20 protein-coding genes are annotated in these 24962 nt (G+C 37.0%); 16 read left to right on the forward strand and 4 right to left on the reverse strand.

Annotation, left to right across the window (positions count from 1 at the left end):
* Positions 1-27: 27 nt before the first annotated feature.
* Positions 28-957, forward strand: a complete 930-nt coding sequence (locus QWY87_RS04975) for a transporter (RefSeq protein ID WP_290288989.1) — start codon at positions 28-30, stop codon at positions 955-957.
* Positions 958-978: 21 nt separating this feature from the next.
* Positions 979-1521 (forward strand): DUF5655 domain-containing protein, encoded by a 543-nt coding sequence (locus QWY87_RS04980; RefSeq protein ID WP_290288991.1) that lies wholly within the window; start codon positions 979-981, stop codon positions 1519-1521.
* A 34-nt stretch (positions 1522-1555) separates the two neighbouring features.
* Here QWY87_RS04980 and QWY87_RS04985 read toward each other — a convergent pair whose 3' ends face one another.
* Positions 1556-2491 (reverse strand): helix-turn-helix transcriptional regulator, encoded by a 936-nt coding sequence (locus tag QWY87_RS04985; RefSeq protein ID WP_290288993.1) that lies wholly within the window; start codon positions 2489-2491, stop codon positions 1556-1558.
* Between the two features lie 94 nt (positions 2492-2585).
* Here QWY87_RS04985 and QWY87_RS04990 point away from each other — a divergent pair, with 94 nt between their 5' ends.
* The 7 genes from QWY87_RS04990 to QWY87_RS05020 all read left to right on the forward strand — a co-directional run bounded on the left by QWY87_RS04990 (position 2586) and on the right by QWY87_RS05020 (position 9786).
* Positions 2586-3410, forward strand: a complete 825-nt coding sequence (locus QWY87_RS04990; protein WP_290288996.1) for a hypothetical protein — start codon at positions 2586-2588, stop codon at positions 3408-3410.
* A 47-nt stretch (positions 3411-3457) separates the two neighbouring features.
* Positions 3458-4630, forward strand: coding sequence for a DUF3179 domain-containing (seleno)protein (locus tag QWY87_RS04995; protein ID WP_290288998.1), 1173 nt, complete (start codon positions 3458-3460; stop codon positions 4628-4630).
* A 48-nt stretch (positions 4631-4678) separates the two neighbouring features.
* Entirely contained in the window at positions 4679-6406 is a 1728-nt protein-coding gene (locus QWY87_RS05000) for a sulfatase-like hydrolase/transferase (RefSeq protein ID WP_290289000.1), read from the forward strand.
* A gap of 38 nt (positions 6407-6444) precedes the next feature.
* A complete protein-coding gene (locus QWY87_RS05005; RefSeq protein ID WP_290289001.1) occupies positions 6445-7092 on the forward strand; it encodes a DUF4890 domain-containing protein in 648 nt (215 codons plus the stop codon).
* Positions 7093-7367: 275 nt separating this feature from the next.
* A complete protein-coding gene (locus QWY87_RS05010; RefSeq protein ID WP_290289003.1) occupies positions 7368-8159 on the forward strand; it encodes a carbonic anhydrase in 792 nt (263 codons plus the stop codon).
* 84 nt (positions 8160-8243) lie between these two features.
* Positions 8244-8636, forward strand: coding sequence for a DUF7670 domain-containing protein (locus QWY87_RS05015; protein WP_290289005.1), 393 nt, complete (start codon positions 8244-8246; stop codon positions 8634-8636).
* A gap of 154 nt (positions 8637-8790) precedes the next feature.
* Positions 8791-9786: a Gfo/Idh/MocA family protein gene (locus tag QWY87_RS05020; RefSeq protein WP_290289007.1), complete on the forward strand. Its 996-nt coding sequence runs from the start codon at positions 8791-8793 to the stop codon at positions 9784-9786.
* Positions 9787-9804: 18 nt separating this feature from the next.
* Here QWY87_RS05020 and QWY87_RS05025 read toward each other — a convergent pair whose 3' ends face one another.
* The gene (locus QWY87_RS05025) at positions 9805-10530 is read right to left on the reverse strand and encodes a hypothetical protein (protein WP_290289008.1); all 726 of its coding nucleotides are present in this window, start codon (positions 10528-10530) and stop codon (positions 9805-9807) included.
* A gap of 256 nt (positions 10531-10786) precedes the next feature.
* Here QWY87_RS05025 and QWY87_RS05030 point away from each other — a divergent pair, with 256 nt between their 5' ends.
* Positions 10787-12355, forward strand: coding sequence for an L-serine ammonia-lyase, iron-sulfur-dependent, subunit alpha (locus QWY87_RS05030; protein WP_290289011.1), 1569 nt, complete (start codon positions 10787-10789; stop codon positions 12353-12355).
* Between the two features lie 15 nt (positions 12356-12370).
* The gene (gene hemG, locus QWY87_RS05035) at positions 12371-12901 is read left to right on the forward strand and encodes a menaquinone-dependent protoporphyrinogen IX dehydrogenase (RefSeq protein ID WP_290289013.1); all 531 of its coding nucleotides are present in this window, start codon (positions 12371-12373) and stop codon (positions 12899-12901) included.
* Between the two features lie 56 nt (positions 12902-12957).
* On the opposite strand, the gene QWY87_RS05040 is transcribed toward hemG, so the two are convergent.
* Complete coding sequence (locus QWY87_RS05040) at positions 12958-14100, reverse strand: saccharopine dehydrogenase family protein (protein ID WP_290289016.1); 1143 nt, start codon at positions 14098-14100, stop codon at positions 12958-12960.
* A gap of 229 nt (positions 14101-14329) precedes the next feature.
* Here QWY87_RS05040 and QWY87_RS05045 point away from each other — a divergent pair, with 229 nt between their 5' ends.
* Both QWY87_RS05045 and QWY87_RS05050 read left to right on the forward strand, forming a co-directional pair.
* Positions 14330-15298: an alpha/beta hydrolase family protein gene (locus tag QWY87_RS05045; RefSeq protein ID WP_290289018.1), complete on the forward strand. Its 969-nt coding sequence runs from the start codon at positions 14330-14332 to the stop codon at positions 15296-15298.
* Between the two features lie 21 nt (positions 15299-15319).
* On the forward strand, positions 15320-15958 hold the full coding sequence (locus QWY87_RS05050) for a DUF937 domain-containing protein (protein ID WP_290289020.1): 639 nt from the start codon (positions 15320-15322) through the stop codon (positions 15956-15958).
* A 139-nt stretch (positions 15959-16097) separates the two neighbouring features.
* Here the strand turns inward: QWY87_RS05050 and QWY87_RS05055 are convergent, their stop codons facing one another.
* Positions 16098-19454, reverse strand: coding sequence for a VCBS repeat-containing protein (locus QWY87_RS05055; RefSeq protein WP_290289023.1), 3357 nt, complete (start codon positions 19452-19454; stop codon positions 16098-16100).
* Positions 19455-19788: 334 nt separating this feature from the next.
* Between QWY87_RS05055 and QWY87_RS05060 the strand changes: the two genes are divergently transcribed.
* From QWY87_RS05060 to QWY87_RS05070, 3 genes are read left to right on the forward strand one after another with little or no spacing between them, the layout of a single operon-like run.
* Entirely contained in the window at positions 19789-21495 is a 1707-nt protein-coding gene (locus QWY87_RS05060) for a CRTAC1 family protein (protein ID WP_290289024.1), read from the forward strand.
* A gap of 11 nt (positions 21496-21506) precedes the next feature.
* Entirely contained in the window at positions 21507-22922 is a 1416-nt protein-coding gene (locus QWY87_RS05065; RefSeq protein WP_290289027.1) for an HzsA-related protein, read from the forward strand.
* A gap of 5 nt (positions 22923-22927) precedes the next feature.
* Complete coding sequence (locus QWY87_RS05070) at positions 22928-24961, forward strand: YVTN family beta-propeller repeat protein (protein WP_290289028.1); 2034 nt, start codon at positions 22928-22930, stop codon at positions 24959-24961.
* The last annotated feature ends 1 nt before the right edge of the window (position 24962 follow it).

A 24962-nucleotide genomic window follows, 5' to 3' on the forward strand; every position in this document is an offset into this window, starting at 1 on the left:
GATAAAAAAACACATAGTAAAAGGAAGATGAATAATCAATGTAATCATAGATTAGGCTTCTTTTTACTATGTGTTTTTAGTTTGTTGGTTCAGAACCAATTGTTATCACAGGATCTTGAACCAGGCTTTTTATCTGCCATGCCCACTGGTAGTAATATTGCCATAGCCTCTTATGGCTATTCACAGGGTGAAATACTGCTCGATAATACCCTTCCTATTGAAGACCTGAATTCGAAAATGAGTATCATCGGGTTGGGTTATTTCAGAAGTTTTAAATTATTTAATCGATTAGCAAAATTCGATGTGGTTGTCCCCTATGCAATAGGAGATTATGAAGCCTTGCTTGAAGGTGAAGAAGCCGCTACAACGAAGAATGGTTTTGGTGACCCTTTGGTTCGAATCTCTATGATTCTGATTGGAGTAGATCCATTAAAGCCCCAGGAATTTTTTAAAAAAGAACAGCAAAAATTCAAACTTGGAGTGGCCCTAAGAGCCAAAGTTCCTTTAGGACAGTATGAGCCCGAAAAACTAATAAATCTTGGTGGTAATAGATGGGCATTGAAGGCATCACTTGCAGGTTCGTATACTATAAAAAATAAATTGGTTTTAGAAACCCACGTTTCGGGTTGGTTTTTTCAAGAAAATGATGATTTTTATGGCGGGAATGTTTCCAAGCAAGCTCCTTTATGGGGGCTTCAGTTTCATGCAACTTATATCTTCAAACCCGGTATTTGGCTGGCAGCTTCAATCGGTGGGGTTCGCGGAGGTACGACAGAACTTAATGGTGTGGAACAATCGCGTATGAAGAACAATAGATATGGTTTGGCATTCGCCTATAGGCTTAATAATAAAAACTCATTAAAAGCCGCTTATACCAATGGGTTATTTACAGTGTCTGGCGCAGATTTCAATACATATCTTATTGCTTACCAATTCTTATGGTTCGATAAAAAGTAGCATTAAAATTAAATTTTTATTATGGATAAAGCACTTCAAACAATGATTAACAATATGCCTGAAAAAACGGGTAAATCTTTAGAAGCATGGCATTCAATATTAAAAACAAAAGGATTTACCAAGCATTCAGAGGGCGTCAATTTTCTTAAGAAGGAATACCAGGTTACACATGGTTTTGCCAATACAATTGTTAGCTTATCAAAAGAAGAAAAACAGGATGCAGGAGAATTGGTTAGAAGCCAGTACCAGGGTAAAGAAGCTTTGATTCCTATGTATGACTTATTATTGAAAACGATAAAGGGTTTTGGAGATGATATAACAATCACTCCGAAAAAAACAAGTGTAAGTATTGTTAGAAAAAGACAATTTGCCTTGATTAAACCAGCAACTAAATCAAGAATTGATTTGGGATTAAAACTTAAGGACATACCGATAAAAGGATGTTTAGAGAATTCAGGCCCTTTTGGGACGATGTGCACACATCGCATTCAGTTGACTGAGCTCGATCAGATAGATGAAGAAGTGAAGGGATGGTTGCTTGAAGCTTATAAAAGGTCAGTATAGGTTTTTGGGGAAAACTACTGAAAGTGTCATTGACTTAGCCATAAAATTTACCAGATCTAGTAGTCTCTGAAGGATATTCTCCAAATAACAATCTGTAATCAGAGGCAAATTTGCCAGAATGCCAAAATCCTATTTGATGGGCAGATTCCACTATTTTTTCAAATTTTCCGGTAACGATTAACTTACGCGCCTCATTTAACTTGTAGTAGTTAATATATTTTTTAGGAGAAATACCCGCGTGTTGGTTGAATGCATATCTTAAATTACGTTCACTAGTTCCCAATTCATTAAGGAGTGATTGCACATTTATAGGATTTTCTAAATTGTCATGAATGAACTTTTTTGCCTTTTCAAACACGATCCCTCTACCAAGCCCTATTTTATGTTTCGTATTTGAATCGCCGGATAATATTGTTTCAATGATAAGTTTAGGTAAATCAGTTGTAATTATTTCAGTGTCCTTTATTTCATATTTACAGAGGTTATTGATCAATTGACGAATCATTGAGGCATCTTTTTTGTCAATTTTCAAAGTCTCGTTATTTTTTATGGTCTTGAAAAAATTGAGGTACCCCATTGATGAGACAAACCTCTCCAAAAAGTTATTCTCAAAAGTCACAGAAACACCAGAAAAATTAACAGTAGTAATACAGCTATGTTCCATGTTATCTCTTAAAATTCCAAGTGTATTGCCGTTTAATTTCTTTTTTCTCCAGTATAGACCTTCTTCTAAATTATCTGTCAACAAAAAAGTTGTGAACCCTGAGGCCCCAATACCATTTTGTAAGAGCTTACGATTCATGCTATGCTTGTGAATAATTACAGGGCCACATATGATTTGGGTCAACTCTCCTGTAAAAATACCACAATCCATTTGTGAATGCTCAACCAAGTTTGATATACTCATCATTTCTTCAAAATGATCAAAACCAGTGAATTTAATCTGGTTTTTTAAAGCATTATTCATCATTTCTTGCCGATTTAGGACCTTCTCAAAGATAAGTAATTTTTACATTTGTATGTTTTATAATAAATGATTCATACTAACTATTAAATGAAATTTCATGAGAAAAGTGGCATTAAATAACAAAGAAGAAACAAAGGGTAAGTCTATGTTCTATAATCATATTATGATGCTGGCTCTCTTTATAGGTTTTTTATTCATCAATACGATATCAATTAGAGCGCAGAGTCAAGATGATGAGAATACTAAAAAATGGAATTTTGTTGCGGCTCCATATTTGTTACTCCCTACAATGCAAGGGGATGTAGCCATAAATGATATACCTATTGAGGTGGATGCAAGTACAGGAGATATATTCAATGTATTGGAAGGTGGTTTTATGTTGTTTTTTGAAGCTTCAAATTCGAAATGGGCAGTTAACATGGATATCTTATACATGAAGTTAGGCGAGACCGGAGAGACACCTATTTTAGGTAGGATTGCTGAACTGGAAATAAAACAATTAGGCCTTACTTTTAACGGTTTATACAGGGTTGCACCATGGGCCGAAGTAGGTATTGGTGGAAGATTTAATTCAATTGAACAGTCGGCAGAAATTGCGCCTGGTGAAGTAGCCCTTCCTGGTAGGTTCGTTTCAATGAAAGAAACTTGGTTTGATCCATTGCTTGTAGCTCGAGTCATGACTAGATTTGATGGGAGTCAATGGAGGTTAGGAATGTTAGCAGATATTGGTGGTTTTGGTGTTGGATCAGATCTGGCTTGGCAAATAAACCCTTTTGTTGGATACCAGTTTTCTAAACTATTTGAAATTGATTTGGCTTACAGATGGTTGTCAATGGATTATGAATCTGGTGCTGATTCTAATTACTTTAAGTATGACATGTTAATTAGCGGACCTGAAATTGGATTTTTGTTTCATTTCTAGATATTTTAATAGAAAGATTATACATTTGAATATTAAACAATAATTTTATGGAATCATCAACCAAATCGAGTAAAAGCATTAAAATTGTTAGCTATACGCTGCTTTTTTTAGCACTGATATCCGCCTTGTCTGGAGTTGTTATCATGACCGATATAGGTCAGATATTTGGCATAGATAAGTCTTGGATCATCTGGTATTTTAGCAATAGAACAATGATCCAGGTTATTTCTTTATTGCTTTTTGTTGCAGCTGTATTTTTATTGAACAGAGAGAAGTTTTTAAGTACGAAAGTAATTGTTATTATAGGAGTTTGCTGGTTGGGTGCCATGGTTGCATCCAAATACCTTACACCTTATTTGATGTTTCGTTCTCAGCAACATGACTCAACTTATATATCAATAGCTGAAGCAACTGATTATTTAAATGATGACGACAGGGTATTGGTTGTTGACCATAATGGTGTGCAAAAGGCATATCCGCCAGAGGTTATCTGGCAGGCCCATATCTTTGGAGGTGATTTTGGTGGAGAACAGGTTGTTTTTACTTATTGCGTAATGACCAATCTGGCGAGCCCTTATTTGAATGAAATTGATGGGGAAACGGTAGATTTTAAAGTATTGGCCCAAGTGAACAACAATCTTTTAATTTGGGACACTAAGAGTGATGAGATTATTCAACAGATAACCCAAAAATGCGAATTTTCTGATTACAAACTTGACCCCTTGCCTGTATTAGAAATGACATGGGGAGGATATAAAAAACTATACCCTCAGGGTACCGTCTTATACAAAGCTTGGGATGATGTGGTTGAGAAAATGATCGCAGCAGTATTTTCAACTGAAGATACATGGCATGGAGAAGATTGGATGTTCGATACGGCTAATTTAGATGACAAAAGGCTCCCTTCAAAAGAGCATGTTATTGGCTATAGAGATGATGATAAAAACGAACAACTTGCTGTAACCAAAACCTATATCAAAAAACATGGCGTTTCTAATTTAAGTGTGGGTGATAAAAGAATCGCTCTGGTATACTTTCCTGAATACGAAACAATTGTAGCTTTTGACAGAATGAAAGATGGCGTCGAGCTAGAAGTCGACGAAATTGATGTTTTTGGAAATACGCCAAACCATGGAAAATTAAAAAGAGTTTATATTTACAATAGCGTTCTTTGGGGTGTTTGGGCGGAATATTACCCTGAAACTAAAGTGCTACAATAGCCTGTAATTGCAAAACTGAATCACAATAATAATTTAAAATAGTACCTAATGAGAAAGAGTAAATACCAATTGTTGATAATGATTTTAATGTTAATATGTGGAAACATGCTAGCACAAAATCAAATTATTCATGATGCTGAATATTACATTATCGAAGCGCAAAATGGAAAAAAATGGGCAGTTGAGGATGGAGATCTTGATAAGAAACTTGATGAACTCAAAAAACAATATAAGACACCTCCAAACATTGTACATTATATGTGGGATGACCAGCCGCCCATGTCATTTGGAGATCGTATTTATCAGAAAATGAGAGGCTATGACACACCTGAATTAAACAAATTGGCTGAGGAAGGGATGATTTTTGCCAGAATGTATACTGAACCAGGTTGCACTCCTAGTAGGGCAGCTGTCTTAACAGGTCAGAATGCGGTGCGAACAGGTACATATCAAATTGGATTCCCAGTTGAGTACAGTGGTTTTTCAAAAGACAATGTTACCATTGCTGAAGTATTATCAAAAGCAGGTTACAGAACAGGTTTTTTTGGGAAAACGCACTTAGGAGATGTTGAAGAGTCATATATGCAGAACCAAGGATTTGACGAAGCTTTTTGGGCAGTATATAATCAGATAACAAGTTTGTACAACATAAATGGAGAAGCTGCAAATGCCGTTATTAATTATATACCGGAATTGCTCGCTCCGAATCCTTATAAATTGGATAAAAGTTTTGTAAATAGTAAGTCCTTTGTTTTTTATTTGGAAGGAAAAAAAGGGGAATTGGCCAAAGAATGGCGGAATGGCTCGCAAGGGATTGAAGATTACAGAGACTTTGATGGAGAATCCAGAAAAAGAGCCTTAAATTTTATTTCGCAAAGTGTAGAGGAAAAGAAACCTTTCTATGTTGCTTGGTGGCCCTTGATGTATAGTTTTATTCCACAGCCTCAAAAAACCACTTTACAAAGAGGAATGGTTGGAGAAGATTATAATCGTGTGGTTGAAGTTGATATTGCTGAGTTAAGGGCGAAACTAGAAGAATTAGGTGTGGCTGAAAACACCTTAATTGTGGCTATGGCAGATAACGGCCCTATGACGCATAACCCGCCTCCGGGAGCAGGATTGGGTGAAGGAATGTTTACCGGTGGTAAAGGCGATTTTACAGAAGGTGGTATTCGCGTTTGCGCTGCAGCTTTATGGCCAGGGGTTATAGAGCCTGATGGTGTCTCTGGAGATATGATCTCTATAGCAGACCTATTTACCACATTTGCCAGAATTGCTGGTGCTACTAAATACATTCCGACTGACAGAATTATTGATGGAATTGATCAAACATCCTTATTGTTTAATGGAGATACCTTTGGTCGACGAGATTATTTATTTGTATACCAAGGTTCAAAATTGGCGGCAACTATAAAGGATCAATTTAAAATTCATTGGATTCATAAAGATCCTTCTCAAGCTAACTCAGGCCTTACTTCTGTGATAGATCTTTATAATGACCATAGAGAGGTTAGCCCAATGGTCGTTCAGGCTTTTCATATGAAAGAACCTTTTAAAAGAATGAAGGCAAGACATGAGGCCTGGACAGAAAAGTATCCGAACAGAGAACAGAAGCACGGGATGTCTTATACTGGAATTTCAAATGCCAGACCAGAGACTAAGGCTTTGGCCAATCCGCCTGTAGAAATGAAGGATTTACCTTTTGATGTAAATGGATTTGTCAAGTATTATGAGAAATACCCTTACGATCCGAGTGGTGGTGTAGATAAACGTTAGGTTTCCGTGAATTAAAATAATAATAAAGTTAAAAATAAATGATGATAAGATTGATTTTAAAAAGAACAGCAGTTGCCTTTTTGTTCCTGTTTATGACTACTAGCCAGACTTTTGCCCAGGAAATGGAAACTGCAGTAGTGAATTTGACGGAAACCCTAAATTTAACTGAAAAACAAGTTGCGCAGGTTCAAACCTTAATGGTTCAGTATCGGGCAAAACTCGATGGTGTGCTACTCAAGCATGAAGGAGAGGAAGAACCGGATGTTGCTGAAATGATTGGAGAAGTGCGAGACGTCAGGGATGCCTATAGAAAAGACCTGCAAGAGATTCTCTCTAAAGAGCAGTATGAAGGGTATTTGGCGGCTATTGATTCGGTTTTAACAGATATGTTCAATGACCTTGCTGAAATAAGATTAATGGATGTGCAATCAGAGGTAGGCCTTTCAGATGATCAACTGGTCAGTTTAATTCCTATCGTGAGTAAAGGTTTAAAAAGCACCGTTCAGTTATTATTCGAAAATGCAGGGGGAAGGCTTTCAGTTCCTAAGAAAATAAAACTAAGTAAGAATGTAAAGAAAATTGAGAAAGAGAGACGGGCTGGTATGGAGACGATTCTGACTCCAGATCAAATGGTCTTATATGATGCCTTCAAGGAAGAGCAAAAAGCAAATAGGAAAAAGAAATAAAAAGATCGTTTTTTTCTTAAAATAAGTGCCATAGAAGTATGGCGTAAAAAAGTGAACCTATTATGTAGGTTCACTTTTTTTTTGATTGTATCACTAGATAATTTGCAGTACTATTTAGATCTTGAATATTGCTTTTTCTTGAGAGAAGCAACGAAAAGATTTTGAATTGTTGATTTATGTCATAAAACAAACTAGTCAAGAAAACTAATTTTGTAGCGATATACAGTTAGGTAAACTATGAATCAAGTATGCCTATTGATTAAAGCCAAAATACTATGAAGGCAATTGTAAAGGGCCTTTGCTCCTTAATTACGTTGTGCTTATTTTCATGTAATACTGCAGAAAAAAGAGAAGAGGTACATCAAAAAGAAGTACATGATAACTGGAGTTACAATGGGGAAACATCACCAGAACATTGGGCTGAGTTGGAAAAAAATTCCGATTGTTCAGGAAAAAGACAATCCCCTATCAATATCATTGATATAAATACTGTTGAAAAAGAAGAACCCATTAGGGCTCTTGATTTTTATTATTCTCCTTCAACTACTTTGTGCAAGGTTCGTAACAATGGACATTCAATTCAATTTGATTTTGATCCGGGTGACTCTATTGTGTATCATGACACTAATTTTAATCTGGTACAGATTCATTTTCATGAACCTTCAGAGCATACATTGAATGGTGTGCGATACCCTATAGAATTTCATTTAGTGCACCAGAGTAATGAAAAAAATTATGCCGTTCTTGGGATATTTGGAATTGAAGGAGTAAAGAGTGAGACTATGGAACGAATGGGAAGTTTTTTACCTTTGAAAAAAGGAGAAGAAAAGGAATTTCACAAGGCTTTTGATCTGTCTCACATATTTCCAGAGAATAAATCTTATTATTCATATGGAGGTTCTTTGACCACACCTCCTTGTTCTGAGAATGTTCAATGGATTGTGTTTAAAGAGCCTCATGTTGTATCACATGAAAATGTGCTAAAATTAAAGGCAAATATGCCCTTAGAGAATTACCGTGACGAGCAACCTTTAAATGACAGGATTGTTTATCTGCATAGCAAATGAATTTTGACCAGCATCAATAATTCGATTGATCTCCATCATTCTTAGCACACGGTTAAATGTTTAGTTTTAGGTAAATTCTTAAAGATGAAAAAACTGAAACCATTTCTTTACTGGTTTCCAAGAATTTTATGCATCTTGGCCATTCTTTTTGTAAGCGTCTTTGCTTTAGATGCGTTTCAGCCTGAACTCACTTTTTGGCAACAAATTCAAGGATTTATGATGCACTTGATTCCGTCGTTTGTTTTGCTCTTTTTCTTATTAATCGCCTGGAATTGGGAGTTAATTGGTGGTGTTATTTTTGTACTTATTGGCCTTGTCTTGAGCCCTTTCATCTATATGCATAATTACAATATGAATGGCTCTGTTTGGATGAGTTTTGGCATTATTGCAATGATTACATTCCCTTTTATTCTTGTAGGCATCTTGTTTATCGTTGGCCATAAAATGAATAAAAATCAAGTTGATATCAAGGCCTAGTTTCAGAATTGTAAGAGATAATAATTGGAATATTTTCTTTATGCTATGGTAAATTCCGGATAGCAATTTGATAAATAATCAATAGCCTTGAGCCTTCTTGTTTACAAGTAGATTTCATTATATTTACTTTTAAAGACTTTGTAAAATCTCAATTATGTCATTGACTAAACTAACAACAGAAATTGTGCGCTGGGGCATCATCGGTTGCGGCGATGTTACCGAAGTAAAAAGCGGTCCGGCTTATCGGCTTACAAAAGGATTTGAGCTGCATGCTGTTATGCGCAGAAACGCAGTGAAAGCAGAAGACTATGCAAGAAGGCATCAGGTTCCTAAATTCTATGCTGATGCTGATGAACTGATTAATGACCCAGAAGTTGATGCTGTGTATATTGCCACACCACCTGACTCGCACATGTATTATGCTTTAAAAGTAGCCGAAGCCGGAAAACCATGCTGTATAGAAAAACCAATGGCACCGAATTATAAAGAGAGTTTAGCTATTAAAACTGCATTTGATGTAAAGAAACTGCCTCTATTCATAGCTTATTACAGGCGAACTTTACCGCGATTTACCAAGATTAAGAAATGGTTGGATGATGGTGAGATAGGAGAAATCAGAACGGTGCACTGGACACTGCATAAAGCGCCTAGTCAAATAGATCTTTCTCAAGAATTTAATTGGAGAACAGATGTTAAGGTTGCACCGGGTGGCTATTTCGATGATTTGGCAAGCCACGGTCTTGATTTGTTTAACTACTTATTGGGTGATATCACAGAAGCCAAAGGGTTTAGCTCGAATCAACAAAAATTATATTCAGCTATTGATTGTGTTACCGCAGCCTGGAAACACAAAACAGGGATAACAGGATCAGGAAATTGGAATTTTGGCACATATCATCGTAAAGACGAGGTCATCATTACAGGTAGCAAAGGAGCGATTCAATTTTCAATTTTTGATAATGCTCCTCTGGTCTTAAAAAACAAAGAAGGTCAATTGGAGTTTGATATTGAGCATCCAGAACACATACAACTTCATCATGTAGAGGCGATTAGAGACCATTTGTTTTATGAAGATTTCGACCATCCGTCAAAAGGTGATTCAGCCTTGCATACAAGTTTGGTGATGGATAAGATCCTTGGGAATATCTAAGTATCTGCTGAGTTGAACTCAATCCACAAATTCAGTATCAATAAAGTAATCGCCAACCTCAAGCATTGAAGAAAAAACAGCTGCGGTTACCAATTGTAATTGTTCATCCATTGATTTTGAGATCCATATAAATTTTTTATAGCTAAACGAGCCTCCTGAATAATACTGCATTGCTCCCAGCGGATTTCCATTGATATAGGCGATGATCCCTTTAGGAGCTGTTACTTCAGATTTGCCTGTGGGCTCTCCAATTGAATTTTTGAAAGTGATCTCATCGGTACCATTCGTAAGAAAAATATTCTTTAATGAAAATTCTTTTGTTTCTGGAGTTTTAGCCATCAGTAAGACCCAGAGATCATCTTGGTCTATGCTGGTGGTTATATAAACACTAACATCCCCTTTTATTTCGACTTCAGTTGAACCTTCTTTTTTTTCAATGTTTGTTGCTGCCTCTATTGAAGCTTTCTCTCCCGAAGCGTTGAGCAAATCAAATGAAAATAATAAGGGCTTATTGTTCTCGTCCTTAGCAGTTGATACCCCTTTTCTATTGTCTGAACTAAAGGCTCCAAATTTTAATTTAGCCGGTTTACTGGCTGTAATCATTCCAATCTTAATCAGCAGTCTTTCGCTCTGTTGATCTAAGGATGATTCAATTGGAATTTGGTCCTTTTGCGCGCTTATATCAGTATTGAATAATACGGTTAGGGAAAGGGATAAAAAAATGGTCAGAAGCTTTACTTTCATTATAAAAACATTAGAATCACGAAAATAAGTCATTGTTAATGAAGTTAAAAATAAACACTTCATTTTTTAGAAGTTTGTAAAGAAGAAGTCTTCTTACTTTTTATAAAATCCGATTTACTAATTTTAGCATCGGTCTTTCTAATGTTTGAACAATAGATTCTTGAATGAGAAATCTTGATTGAAAATTAATACGTAATTTTATTGGAAACAAAGACGGCATTATTTGAAATACAATGTCAATGTAAATATGCAGCCAATGAAAAGTTTACCCAGTATTTTTAATGATGTAATAGGTCCGGTAATGAGAGGCCCTTCGAGTTCTCATACAGCGGCCTCATGGAGGGTTGCTATGATGGCTGTGCAGATGATAGAAGGAAATTTGAAAAAGGCTTTGATCGCATTTGACAAGGAAGGCGCATGGGTAACTAATTATGAAGAGCAAGGCACAGTGCTTGGTATGAATGGAGGCCTTCTTGAAATAGATATGGCTGATGATGCCATGAAAAAGACTGAAGAAATCGCCTCAGAGAGAAAGATTGAGATTAATTATGTAATCAGCAGTTTTGAAAATATACATGCCAACAGTATGCTGCTCGACCTTATATCAGAAAATGGAGATAAAGTATTGGTGCTGGCGGCCTCATTGGGAGGAGGCTCCTTTGAAATTCAAAAAATTAATGATTTTAAGGTAAATATGCATGGAGACAGTCACACGCTATTAATTTGGGCGGATGATACTGTTGAAGAAGATTTAAGTAGATTAAAACCAGAAGCAGGGAAATTTAAAATAGTCGAATCAGAGGATAATAATCTCTATATTATTGAAAGCCCTGTTGCCTTTGACAAGTCACTTGTTGATCATATTGATCAATTCGCTGAAGTAAAGAAAATAAGGAATGTCAAACCTATTATGCCTGTCATTTCAGGACGTGAAACGGAATTGCCATTTTCATCGATTGAATCACTTGAGGCTTATAGTCAAAATGAAGGCATGTCACTTGGTGAATTGGGCTTGGTATATGAGCAACATCGAAGTGGACTTTCAGTAGAAGTATTGAAAGGAAAAATGAAAAATATTATCGAGATTATCGAAGGAAGTATAGCAAAGGGTTTATCAGGAACTCAATACGATGACAGAATTCTTCCTCAGCAATCAAATCTTGTCGCTAAAGCTGAAAAAAGAGGGCAGATCCTCCAAGGCTCGATAATCAATACTATTATTGAAAATGTAGCAGCGATTATGGAATCTAAAAGTGCGCTGGAAGTAATTGTAGCAAATCCTACTGCCGGGTCTTGCGGTACAGTCGGAGCAGCCTTAAAAGCAGTTTCAGATGAGGTTGAAGCTACTATTGATGAAAAAATTATGGCTTATTATGCAGCTGGTCTTGTAGGAGCTTATTTTGCAATGGGTCCGGGATTTTCTGCAGAAGAACATGGTTGCCAAGTTGAATGTGGAGCTTCGGCAGGAATGGCAGCTGCAGGAATTGTAGAATTGTTTAATGGAAATGCTTCTCAAGGTCTTGGTGCAGCGTCAATGGCGATTCAAAATATGATAGGGCTTGTTTGTGACCCCATTGCTGATCGGGTGGAGGCGCCATGTTTAGGAAAGAATACAAGCGCAGCGGTAAACGCACTATCATCAGCTACTATGGCCATTTCTGGTTTTGCTCACTTGATCCCACTAGATCAAGTTTTAGAAACAGTGCAAAGGGTAAGCGCAGATATGCCTACTTGTGTTAAATGTACTGGATTAGGAGGCTTGGCGATAACCCCTGCAGCCTTGAAGCTCAAAGCACAGCTGGAAAAAATAAAAAGCGAAAATTGATTTAAAAGACTTCAAATGAATAGTAAAAAACTGCTGTTTTTGTACTCATCAGTGGATGGGCAAACGCTTAAAATTGCAAATTTTCTGGTGGATGAATTCAATAAAAAAGGGCAAGAGGTTTCCTTATTTGAAGTTGATGCATTTCAGGATAAATTAGAAAATTATGATAAAATCATTATTGGTTGCAGTATCCGATACGGAGTTCACCACAAATCAGTGATTGATTTCATCAACCTGCATAAGGAGTCTCTCGAGAAGCATAAAAGCATATTCTTTTCAGTGAATTTAGTGGCTCGAAAGCCGGAAAAAAATCAAGCTGACACCAATCCTTATGTCATCAAGTTTTTCAAGACAATTACTTGGAAACCTACACTTGTTGAAGTGTTTGCTGGGAAACTAGACTATAAAAAATATCCATTTTTTGATAGAATCATGATACAGTTTATCATGTGGATGACCAAAGGACCAACTGACAGCAATGCCAAGATTGAATATACAGATTGGGATCGGGTTAAGGCCTTTAGTCAAAAGGTGATGGAATTGTAAAGTGCTATTTTTTTGTCCTTAGCATATCGATATCTTACTGAACCAATTCTTCTCAGTTAAGAAAGAATCTTTGAACTTTTTATATAGTGAATGTTTCTCTCTTTCAAATAGTTAAGGAAGTAATCAAAACAAGGTTTGTGTTTACCAACCAACTCAGGAGGAAAGACGCCTTTTTCTGAGAATAGTCCGTCTAAAAACAGATTTGCAGCAGCCGTAGCCGTATAACCAGTTGTTCTTGACATAGAAGAGGTATGTGTCTCATGGCAGTATTCATCGAGAAGATCATATACAATTTCCTCTATTTGACCAGCTGTATTTTCTCCTTTTAAAGTGATTCGCATTACGGTTAATTCCTCTTCGTTCTCTCCGAGTTTCCATTCGTTAAACAGAATTTTACTGGTAAAATCCAATGGGCTTACGGAAGCACCATTTATTTCAATTGCGGTCTCATTAAAGAACCCACTTTCTTTTAAAACTCTTATATATTCTACATGCCCAGGATACCTTAAAGTTTTTTCCTTCATGTTTGGTATATGCGGCATGGTGTGAATGATAGATCTTAATCCATCAGAATTGAAAGATTCAAGGGTGCCAATTTTTTCAAAATGAACATAATCACAATCGGTTAAGGCCTCTTTGACCACTTCATGTCCATTCTCTACATAACGGGCAGGCCTTGTATATTCTTCAATCACATCAATAGGAGAAAAGGGTGCTTTGTATGCAAAGGGCCACTTCTTCTCTTTGGGAAGGCCACCAACCAGGCACTCAAAATCAGTAAGTTTCATGGTTTCATTATAATGGCCAAGAATAACATTATCCATACCAGGAGCCACTCCACAATCTACAATGGCTGTGACATTGTTTTCTTTCGCAAGCTGATCCAGGTCCAAAGAATTTTCAGGGAAAAAGGAAATATCAATCACGTTTTTTTCTCCTTCAATTATGGCTTTTAAGGTATTAAAACCTAAAAATCCAGGAACCGCACAAATCACCAAATCGAATGATGCAATGGTTTTTTTTAGCTGGCTATGGTTTCTTACGTCAAGACTCTGAACATTTAATTCAGGGTGTTTAGATTGTATCCTTTCAAGCACTTTATTACTGATGTCAGTTAAAGTGACTTTGTGATTTTTTGCCATATCAATGGCCATTGCGCTGCCTACCATTCCGGCACCTATTACAATTATATTTCTCATAAGAATTAGATAAAAAATTTAGATGATAGTTGAATAATTCGAAATTAATTCAAGTTACAAACCCGGGATAAGTACCCATGGCATTTCAGAAGTGCTTTTGTATCTATGTATCAGCATAAAACAAATATGCAATAAAATTATGAAATCACATCGAAAAATACAGGCTTAATAATTCTTGTCTGAAATAGAGTTGGGAGTTTATACTTAGTTTAAGTATCTTTATAAACTTATGAAACCCCTGAGTAGAAAATTAATACATATCAACATTATTTTGTTGAGTTTCGCTTTAGTTCTTGTTTGGTCTTGTGGAGGAGATTCTGAAGAAATTATAAGCCCGCCTGAAACCAAAATAGGAGAATTTATTGACGAAAACACATACAAAGTCTTTCCAACGAATACTGATAATTTTGGAGTAGCTGAATTTAGGCTATGGGTGCCAGAAACTTCCCAAGCTCTTAAAGCTGTTGTAGTGTTGGTTCATAGCTATAATTCAAACGGTCTCGGTTTTGCGAATTCCACTTATTGGCAAGAGTTTGCCAAAAAGGAAAATGTGGCGCTGTTGGCTGCGAATCTTACGATTAGTAATAGTTCGTCTGTTTCGTATACGGATGCTCGAAGAGGAAGCGGGAAAGCCCTTCTTTTTAGTTTGGAACAACTGGCTGAAAAAATCGGACAACCTTACGTTAATGACCTGCCAATTTTGATGAGAGGCTATTCAGCCGGAGGTGTATTTAGTAACAGTTTTTCAGATTTTCAACCTGAGCGTTTATTAGGCTTCGCCAATATAAGAGGGGGTGGCTTACATCTTACTTCAGAAAAAAATATTCGAATTCCGGCCATGATGTTTTTTGGGGAATTTGATGCGGTTGAAAGAAATAATCGCATCGTTGAAACTATAGCTATTAAAAGAAAGCTAGGGGCTAACTGGTCATTGATCATAGAACCGGGTTTAGATCATTTTGGGAGTTTGGACAAGGCTGAAGATATGATACAGTTTTTCTTCTCTAAGGTTTTGGAGCATAGACTGGAAGGTTCAGGTGGTCAGTTAAGAGAAATTAAAGAGGCTGATGGATGGTTAGGAGATAATGTTAGGCTAGAAGCTTATAGTTTTGACAATTATCCTTATGATATAACCAAAGCATCCTGGCTAATTGATGAAGAATTTTCATCAAAATGGCTTGATTTTCAGGCTCAATAAACAACATTAAAATATAAAATTATGAGTGGAATACTGGATTTATTAAATAGTGAGATGGGGCAGCAACTGATAAGCGGTGCTGGCACGCAGATGGGGTTAGATAGTAAAAGTACAAGTAGCGCTTTAAGTGCTGCAATGCCTTTAATTTTAGGGGCTATGAAGAATAATAGTGGTTCAGCACAGGGCTCAGCAGACTTATTGGGAGCATTGAATTCGCCTGCTCACAGCGGAGGTGCTCGCTTAGATAATCTCGGCAGTATCCTTGGTGGAGATAGTATAGATCAAGACGTGATGGATGATGGCGGAAAAATTTTGGGTCATATTTTTGGTGGACAGGAGGCGAATGCTGCCAACGCAGTTAGTAAATCTACAGGCTTAAACATGGATTCAGCGATGAGTATGTTAAAAGTAGCGGCTCCTTTAATCATGAGTTATTTAGGAAAACAAACCCAGCAGAATAATGTTACTGATTCAAATGGTCTGGCAGATATGTTAGGTGGTCTTCTTGGTAGCCAGGGAGGTGATATGGCATCTATGGCTTCATTAATTCAAGGTTTTGATTCGAATGACACATCAATTGATGACATTGCCGGGATGCTTGGTGGTGGATCAAAATCATCAGGAGGTATCGGAGACCTGCTTGGTGGTTTCTTAAAATAGAAAACAAAAAGCATATAAAAATAGCTCTGAGAATCAGTATTCTCAGAGCTATTTTGAATTTAGCTATTTTTTTGAAAGTAAATTACGAGCTCATATTCCTGATTTTAAAAGGATCCATGACAAAATAATACGCGCTGAATCACTTTATTTCAAAGACTTTTACAGGCTCATCATTTTGGGTAGCAATGATAAGATTTCTTCCCTTAGCGTCTGTGATTTTAATCATGTGGTGAGACTGGCCTTGCACGTTGAAACCTGAAGTCCTACTCGGTATAACTTCGAATTGTTTTCCATCGGTTTTCACTAATAAGCCTGTTAAGGCATCAAATTGCCCATAATTAGATTCTGCGGTAAAATCGTTACCAACAGCAAGAAATTCAGATTGGCCGTTTTGATCAAAATCGTAGACCAGCAAGTCATTGATAGGAGACACCTGCAGGCTCTTAGGTAAGCCTCTGATTTTAAAATTTCCTTCCCCTAGATTCTCAATATAAGAGCTTTCAAAAGTCGTTGCTTTCAGCGTTTCCGATTCGAGGTCTTTGATGTTCAGCAAAGTTTCAAAATCCTTTTTGACAAAATCTTCGTAAGAATAAAAATCAACCATAGATTCAGGAAATTGCATTTTGATATCTTCTCGGCCATGAATAGGGTATAGAATCTGATCTCCTTCGTGTTCAAAATATTGGCCTAGAAGTGGGTCGTATATTTCGTTGCCGTTATAGTCTCCATTATAAACATAAACAGGATAATTATCTTTTGGTCTTACAAAACCATTTAATCCCTGATTTCCAACAATAAAATCTATATCTCCGTCCTGATCAAAATCGGATGATTCAATGCAGTTCCACCATCCTTCAGTGCTGCTATTTTTATTATTTCCATCAAACCATTTGATTGATAGATGCTGTAATTTCCCTTCGTAATTTTTGTAAATACTGATAGGCATAAATTCACCAACAACGATGAGATCATCCCAGGAGTCATTGTCTATATCTCTCCATATGGCATCTGTAACCATTCCAATCTCAGAGATGCCTGAATGATTTTGCTCTGTAAAAATCCCATTATTATTGATAAGAATTGAACTATGAGGTGTTTTTGGATAGTTAAACGCAGTTATTCGAGCGCCAATGAATAAATCCAGATCATTATCTTGATCAATATCTACTGGTCTAACACAACCAGTACTTTGAAACAATTCAGGTAAAGATTTTTCAGATTTTATAAAATGACCATCTCCGTTATTCAAGTATAATCGATCTAAAAAGTTTGGAGAATTATTATAAAATTCATTTCCTCCACTTGCCACATACAGATCGAGATCATTGTCATTGTCTGCATCAAAAAAGACGGCATCGGTGTCTTCATAAATCGAGTCGAGAACCTGTTTAGGATAATAAACTCCATTCTCATTTTGAAACCAAATGGTTCCTGGTTTCTTATGACTGCCACCGATAAATATTTCATCACCTTTTATACCATCAATGTCAGCGGCCGCGATGCATGGCCCGGATTGTGAATATTGACGCATCAATAAGGGTTGATCCTTGAATTCGTTATGCCTGTTCTCTTGATGTGTAAATTTCAATAAACTATCCCTTGATGTGAACTGGAATTCCGCTTGGTTAGTGGGTTTTTTATAGTTCACTCCGCTAACTTGCTCAATTTCCAATACCTGATCTGGCTTTGGATTGAGCAGGGTGGTTTTAGTTCCATCAGGCCAAATAACATGTAAGGAGTCAATAATGCTTGTTTTTAAACCAAAGTGTATAATAGGATCTATCGATGATAAATAGCCTCTGATCACTGAATGGAACTGGTGTTGTTGCTGGCCTTCATGCCAAAGAACAATTTTCGACCCAATGGCATGTGTGTTCAGATCGTTGCCTTTTAATTTAAGCCTCAGATAATGATTTTCGAGTTTTTCAGAAGTCTTGTTTTCAAGTAGGAAAGCCTTACTATTGATATTGTTAATCACCATGTCAAGATCTCCATCCAAATCAAAATCAGCATAGGCCACTCCATTTGACAAAGAAGGCCTGGATTCAGTCCAGATACTGGATACGTCTTCAAATTGATCACCATCTTTTTGTTCATAAAAGAAGTTGGGTTCTATGATGGCAGGAAGGTCTTGTGCATAGGTTTTTAATTTATCCTTTTTAGGTGTAAATAAATTGGTTTTCTGTGTTGTAAAATCAATATAGTCAAGGTCAATAACATCTTTGATATAACCGTTGGTGACAAAAATGTCTTTGTCTCCGTCATTGTCAAAATCAACCATTAATGAAGCCCAACTCCAGTCAGTGCCTGAAATTCCGTGCATAAACCCTACTTCACTACTTCTAATAGGCTGACCGTCTAGATGTCCATTGCCCAGCTGCAGCGTATTCCTCATATATTGCAGCGTATAGTTATTATCCTTGACTACCATATAGGCTGAATAATTCATGCCACCCAACACTCGTTTTTGGCGATTATAACTGTTTGGAAACATGTCCATTACCAGAATGTCCCAAAGACCATCATTGTTAATGTCACTGATATCCATTCCCATCCCATTGCTGGTCATATGACCAACATACTTTTTGTTGGATTCCTCGAAAAAAGGGTTCAGGCTATCATGATGCGCTTTGTTTATGTATAAGAGATCTTCAGTAATAAAATCATTGGAAACATACACGTCAACCAGTTGGTCATCATTGAAATCAGCTATGCCAACTCCAAGACCGAAACCGGAATGTGTTACATTTAATTCTTTTGAAACATTTGTGAAAACAGGATGATCAATTCCTTCAATAGCATCATTTCGGAGTAAATAATCACTGAGGTATTCTGGCCAGAATTGTTTGGGCCTCGCTATATTCCTATTGTAATTTGTATTGTTTTTATTATGAACGATATACACGTCAAGATCTCCGTCTTGGTCATAGTCAAAAAACACAGATTGCGTGGCATAATTTCCATCATCAAGACCATATGCCTTAGCCTGTTCGGTAAAGGTTGGAATACCTTCTTCGTTAAGCCCTTGATTCACAAAAAGCAGGTTAAAACAATTGTCGTCGCAGGCAAGACCGGCAACATTTAAATAGATGTCATCCCAACCATCTGCGTTGATATCTACTATAGAGACACCAGTTACCCAGCTTTTGGTGATAAATTGAGCCTTTTCAGAAACATTTTCAAATTTCAGGTTTCCTTTATTGAGATATAAAGCAGACGAAACCTGATTTCCCGTAAAAACAACATCTGAGAGACCATCATTATTAAAATCACCGATACCCACACCAGCACCGTTAAAACAATTTAAGCAGTCAATGGGGTTGATACTATCATTCTCCGTTATGGTATTGACAAAATCAAGTTGAGATTTGTCGGGATCCACAAATTCAAATAGATTTTTTTTGGGATTGGAATTGCACCCTGAGAATAAGATCATTAGTCCAAATACTGATAGCAGTATGCGATTTTCAAGTCTATAATTGTATAATCTTTTCAAGCTAAAATTTTTCAAATTCTGACATTTTGAAGGGATAGTCAATTATTTATTTTGTTGCTTTCAATCTGTTGTGGATAAGATTGTAAAACACCCGTAAAGAAAAAGGAAAACAACATTTTAATTAATGATTTATGTCATTCTTTTTATGGCAAAACTGAGCCAACTTTGGAAGCGTAAAAAGAATTGTCGCCTATACCTGTCAGCTGACCAAATATTAGCTCAAATCTGTTTGTTTTTTGATTAAAGCGATTCAAATAATATAAGGATAAAAAGCTGTTAAAGAGTGCTATATGTAAGTTTTTTTTAGGAAGGTGAGTTATAAAGTTAATGGAACATGAAACAAAGCTACCAAAAGCAATCATTATATATTTCTGATATCATAAAGAAAGTATTTGTTTACTTGCTTATCCTGATACTCTTTAATTTTTGTAACTCAGAAGACAAAAAGCAGTTGCCTAAAACCGAACATAAGATTGAAAATCCTGACGCTAATGAGGAATATTTTCAGGAAATCGCAGCTGATATAGGACTTGACTTTGTCCATAGTATTGGTGCCGCAGAAATGGAAAATATTATAGAGTCAGTGGGGGGTGGAGCAGCCTTTCTTGATTTTGATCAAGATGGTTTTATGGATATTTATACTTGTAGTGGAACCTGGGTAGAGGGATTTAGTAAAACTAAACCGCCCGTCTCTGATCATTACAATCGATTATACAGGAATTTAACGGATGGAACTTTTCAGGAGGTGAGTATAAAGGCTGGCGTGGCAGGCCCATGGTATAGTATGGGTATTACGGTGGGTGATGTGAACAATGATGGGTATCCTGATATTTATTTAAGTAATTATGGAGACAATACACTATACCTTAATAAAGGGGATGGAACCTTTGAAGATATTACTGAACAAGCCGGCGTTGGGGGAGGTACAAATTGCAGTGTGGGTGCAGTATGGTTAGATTTTGATAATGACGGACTACTCGATCTTTATGTCGGAAATTATCTCAATTATGACCCTGATTATTCCTATTATTACGCACCTGATGGTTTTCCCGGTCCGCTGGCATATGACAGCCAAAAAGATATTTTATACAAAAATCTTGGGAATAATAAATTCGAGGATGTTACAACCCCAATGGGCATCATTGATATAGATGGAAGAGCAATGGGTGTAGGAGCGGCAGACTATGATGATGACGGATTTGTTGATATTTATGTGGCCAATGACCATACGGCCAATTTTTTATGGCACAATGACGGTGGGAAAGGGTTTACAGATATGGGAACTTTGTCTGGTACTGGCTTCAGTCAGGCAGGCGAAGCTACGGTAAGCATGTCTGTTGATTTTGCTGATTATAATCATGACGAGTTGCTTGATATATTTATTTCGGATGATAATTATTGCTCGTTATATGAAAACATTGGCAACGGTGTTTTCAAAGATAATTCATATGCTTCCGGAATTTCGATGGCCTCAGGTCAATTTGTTGGCTGGTCTTCTTCCTTTTTGGACTATGACAATGACGGTAACCCGGATATTTTTAAAGCCAACGGTGAATTAAAGCATTTATACGGGCAAGAAGACCAAATGTTTAAGAATGTTGGCGAAGGTAAGTTCAACGATACTTCACTTGATTTGAGTGCTTATTTTAGAGAAGAACATGTAGGCAGAGGTGCTTGTATAGGAGATTATGACAATGATGGAGACCTTGATATTTATATTGTCAATTTAAACGGATCAGGAAAATTCTTAAGGAATAATAAAGGGAATGCATCTAATTGGATCATTTTAGATCTGGCAGGTACCAAGAGTAACAGAGACGCGATAGGTTGCCGTATTAAGATTGTAAGTGATTCAGCTGTTCAAACCTCACAAAAAAAGAGTACTACCGGTTATCTTTCTCAGAACGATTCAAGGATACATTTTGGGCTTGGAGAATCAAACATTGTAGATCAAATTGAGATCAGGTGGCCATCAGGGACCCATCAGGTTTTGAAACAGGTCCCCTCAAATCAGATCTTAAAAATCACAGAACCCAAATAGAAAAATCAAGCATGAATAAAAGAACGACATCTTTTTTTATCAGTATTAGCCTAATTGTAATTGTGGCAGGGCTTTCGTTTTCATGTGAGAAAAGTGTCAAGGAAGGAGAGATTCTTATTACAGCTATTAATCCTCAATTAGATATTGTAGCATCAGAATTAAACAAGAGCGTTGCATTTTTAGAGGGCGCTGAAATTGTCATGTTCGATCCGGCGCATCCTAATAATGCCCTCTTGTCAGTTAGCAAAGAATTTTATTCGGCTGCCGGCCCATCAATTTCCTTTGATGCTCAAAAAATGTTGTTTTCAGCTCAAAAATTAAAAGGTGACTCTTGGCAGATCTATGAGATGAAACTTACAGATTTAAAATATAAACAATTGAGCGATTCTAAAACTAATTGTTATGAGCCAGCCTATCTTCCGGGTAACCGAATAGTTTACAGTAAGGAAACAATGTTGCAAAACGGAGATATAGGGCACGCTTTATTTGTTATTGATAATGAGAATTCAACAGAGGAGAGAATAACCTTTAGTCCGGGGTCTTACTTATCTTCAAAAATACTACATGATGGCAGGCTTATAACGGTAAGTCAACAAGAGTTTTTGGATGAGGGAAGGCCTAATTTAATGGTCATGAGGCCTGATGGTTCCAAAGAGATGAGGTTTTATAATAGCACAAAAACCGAAACTAAAATTCTCTCCGCAAATCAAGCGATAAATGGTGATATATACTTGATAGAGTCCAATAATAATGATAAAGCTTTGTTGAGCAGTATCACTTATGCCAATCCTTTGGCAAGCCGAAAAGACCTAACAAAGAATATCCGGGGTGATATCATTTCTGCTCACCCTATGGCAGAAGGAAGTTTACTGCTTTGCTACAAAAAACTAAACGATGAACATATTGGTTTATATGAATTTGATCCTGTGCAACAACAATTGGTGAGAACAATATATAAAAACAAAGAATACACATTTGTAGAAGCAGTTCAGGTCAGCGCAAGAACGAGACCAAAAAAAATACCAAGTGAAGTCAATATTGAAGAAAAAACGGCCTTGTTATTATGCCAGGATATCAATTTTTCGGGTCACCCAAAAAAAGACGATTTAGCACTTATTGAAAAGGCAGTTAGCATTGAACTTTTAGGCCTAGAGCAGTCTATGGGAATTGTAGATGTTGAGCAGGATGGTTCGGTTTATTTAGAAGTGAAAGCAGATACTCCTTTTAAAATACAAACACTTGATAAGAATGGGAATATCCTTTATGGACCAAGTAGCTGGATAAATTTAAGGCCAAATGAAAGAAGGGCCTGCGTAGGTTGTCATCTAGGAAATGAAATTGTTCCGGAAAATCGACAACCACTTGCGGTAACAAAAGATCCGATTCAAATTCCTAAAGTCGAAACACTATTGGCCAAAACAGAATAAACTAAATGAACAAGCTAAAGACATACCTGATTATCGGATCCGCATTGGTTCTTGGGCTGCTTGTTTTTTATCCGGGAAGACAACTGGCAAGGGCTCATGTGAATGAAAGAACCGCAGTTACTGATCATCCTCTATTATGTACCTCTTGCCATATCAGTATTTCTAAGAATAAATTGATTACCAAAATGATCAATTCAGATTATTATTCGCCTTTTAATCTTGCTGTGGATGATGCTGAAAGCAGAATGTATGTTATAGCCCAGGATACTGACGAATTACTTGTGGTAAACCTTGAAACAAGGGTGGTCATTTCAAAAATTAAAGTAGGGAAACATCCTCATAGTGTTATTTTGGATAAGACAGCTAAGAAGGCATATGTCAGTAATCAATGGTCTGATAATGTTAATATTATTGATTTGGAAAGTTTAAAGATTATCGCATCGCTCCAAACAGGTAATGGCCCGTCGGGGCTAATGCTTGATGCAGAAGAGAAATTCCTTTATGTTGTCAATACCTTTGCTTCAGACGTTTCAATTTTCGATTTAGCCAGCAAGCAAGAAATAAGGAGATTACAAACAGGAAATGATCCTACCGGGATTACGCTCTCCCCCTCTGGAGATCAATGCATGATCACTGCCAGAAGAGCAAATTTATCCGAATACAACGAAACCTTGATCACCGAATTAACCTTCATCGATACTAAAAATCAGCGCGCAGTGAAACAAAATGTTGAAAGCGCTTATTTAATGGAAAATGCTGCCTATACGCCTCAAGGTGATCTTGTTTTATTCACTTTGATAAGACCAAAAAATCAGTTACCATCCGTTCAAGTAGAGGGAGGTTGGATGATGACGCATGGATTTGGGGTCATGGAAACAAATGGAGGGAATATCACACAGTTTCTTCTTGACGAACCCAATGCCTATTATCCTGACCCTTTTGATATTGAAATTGATGCGGATGGGAGAAGAGCATTTATTTCGAGCTCAGGAGTAGATCGGATTTCTGTTATAGCATTGGATACAATTAGAGCCTTACTGAAAGATGCTGATGATAAAACCCGCAAGAGTTATGCGAATAATTTAAACTTGAGTAGCAGGTTTATTGTGAAGAGAATTCCAACGGGTGCCAGCCCGAAAGGAATAAGCCTGTCTGCTGACGGTGAAAAACTTTACGTGACTGAACAGCTCAATGATAGGATAGCCATTATAGACACAGAAAAACTTATCAAAACGAATGAAATAGATCTTGGAGGTCCGGTAAGAGTGACGGTTGCAAGACAAGGAAGACGCCTGTTCAGTAACGCTGGGCATACTTTTCAAAATCAATATTCCTGTTATACTTGCCATCCTGATCATCATGAAGACGGATTGATTTATAATATGGCCGGAAAACATATGGGACGTAATTTGACCAATACCCAATCTTTGCGAGAAATTGGGGATACTGCTCCCTTTAAATGGAATGGAAAAAACCAAACGGTTTATAAGCAGGATGGTATGCGTTTTTCTACTGTCTTGACAAGAACTGAACAATTCAACTATGATGACCTGGATGCTATTTCTGCCTATATCATGCGCGGAATTAAACAGCCTCCAAATTTAATGTATAATCCAAGTGGTGAATTGACGGCATCTCAGCTCAGAGGAAAGTCACTATATGAAAGAGATCATGACAAGCTGGGCAACCCGATACCTGAGAATAACCGATGTGTCACTTGCCATCCGGCTCCCTTATATTCAGATTTGAATCTGGCAGACGTGAGTACTTTGGCAACATCTGATGATCCAATTTTATTCGATACCCCTCACTTATCCAATATTTTTGCCTCAGCACCCTATTTACACGATGGTCGTGCGAAAACGCTTGAAGAAATCTGGACCCTCTATGGTACAGATGATAAGCATGGCTATGTTAACGATATGAGTAAAAGTGAACTCAATGATCTGGTAAATTATTTAAAATCTTTAAGGAGTCCTACATACGACAATCCCGGTCAGGAAACACAGCATGCAGGGCTATCCTTCTCACATAAATGAC

Source organism: Lutimonas halocynthiae (assembly GCF_030409835.1).
GTDB lineage: Bacteria > Bacteroidota > Bacteroidia > Flavobacteriales > Flavobacteriaceae > Lutimonas > Lutimonas halocynthiae.

Coding starts and splice junctions, on each gene's coding strand:
- QWY87_RS04975 (WP_290288989.1), top strand. CDS start 28: ATGAATAATCAATGTAATCATAGATTAGGCTTCTTTTTACTATGTGTT.
- QWY87_RS04980 (WP_290288991.1), top strand. CDS start 979: ATGGATAAAGCACTTCAAACAATGATTAACAATATGCCTGAAAAAACG.
- QWY87_RS04985 (WP_290288993.1), bottom strand. CDS start 2,491: ATGATGAATAATGCTTTAAAAAACCAGATTAAATTCACTGGTTTTGAT.
- QWY87_RS04990 (WP_290288996.1), top strand. CDS start 2,586: ATGAGAAAAGTGGCATTAAATAACAAAGAAGAAACAAAGGGTAAGTCT.
- QWY87_RS04995 (WP_290288998.1), top strand. CDS start 3,458: ATGGAATCATCAACCAAATCGAGTAAAAGCATTAAAATTGTTAGCTAT.
- QWY87_RS05000 (WP_290289000.1), top strand. CDS start 4,679: ATGAGAAAGAGTAAATACCAATTGTTGATAATGATTTTAATGTTAATA.
- QWY87_RS05005 (WP_290289001.1), top strand. CDS start 6,445: ATGATGATAAGATTGATTTTAAAAAGAACAGCAGTTGCCTTTTTGTTC.
- QWY87_RS05010 (WP_290289003.1), top strand. CDS start 7,368: ATGAAGGCAATTGTAAAGGGCCTTTGCTCCTTAATTACGTTGTGCTTA.
- QWY87_RS05015 (WP_290289005.1), top strand. CDS start 8,244: ATGAAAAAACTGAAACCATTTCTTTACTGGTTTCCAAGAATTTTATGC.
- QWY87_RS05020 (WP_290289007.1), top strand. CDS start 8,791: ATGTCATTGACTAAACTAACAACAGAAATTGTGCGCTGGGGCATCATC.
- QWY87_RS05025 (WP_290289008.1), bottom strand. CDS start 10,530: ATGAAAGTAAAGCTTCTGACCATTTTTTTATCCCTTTCCCTAACCGTA.
- QWY87_RS05030 (WP_290289011.1), top strand. CDS start 10,787: ATGAAAAGTTTACCCAGTATTTTTAATGATGTAATAGGTCCGGTAATG.
- hemG (WP_290289013.1), top strand. CDS start 12,371: ATGAATAGTAAAAAACTGCTGTTTTTGTACTCATCAGTGGATGGGCAA.
- QWY87_RS05040 (WP_290289016.1), bottom strand. CDS start 14,100: ATGAGAAATATAATTGTAATAGGTGCCGGAATGGTAGGCAGCGCAATG.
- QWY87_RS05045 (WP_290289018.1), top strand. CDS start 14,330: ATGAAACCCCTGAGTAGAAAATTAATACATATCAACATTATTTTGTTG.
- QWY87_RS05050 (WP_290289020.1), top strand. CDS start 15,320: ATGAGTGGAATACTGGATTTATTAAATAGTGAGATGGGGCAGCAACTG.
- QWY87_RS05060 (WP_290289024.1), top strand. CDS start 19,789: ATGAAACAAAGCTACCAAAAGCAATCATTATATATTTCTGATATCATA.
- QWY87_RS05065 (WP_290289027.1), top strand. CDS start 21,507: ATGAATAAAAGAACGACATCTTTTTTTATCAGTATTAGCCTAATTGTA.
- QWY87_RS05070 (WP_290289028.1), top strand. CDS start 22,928: ATGAACAAGCTAAAGACATACCTGATTATCGGATCCGCATTGGTTCTT.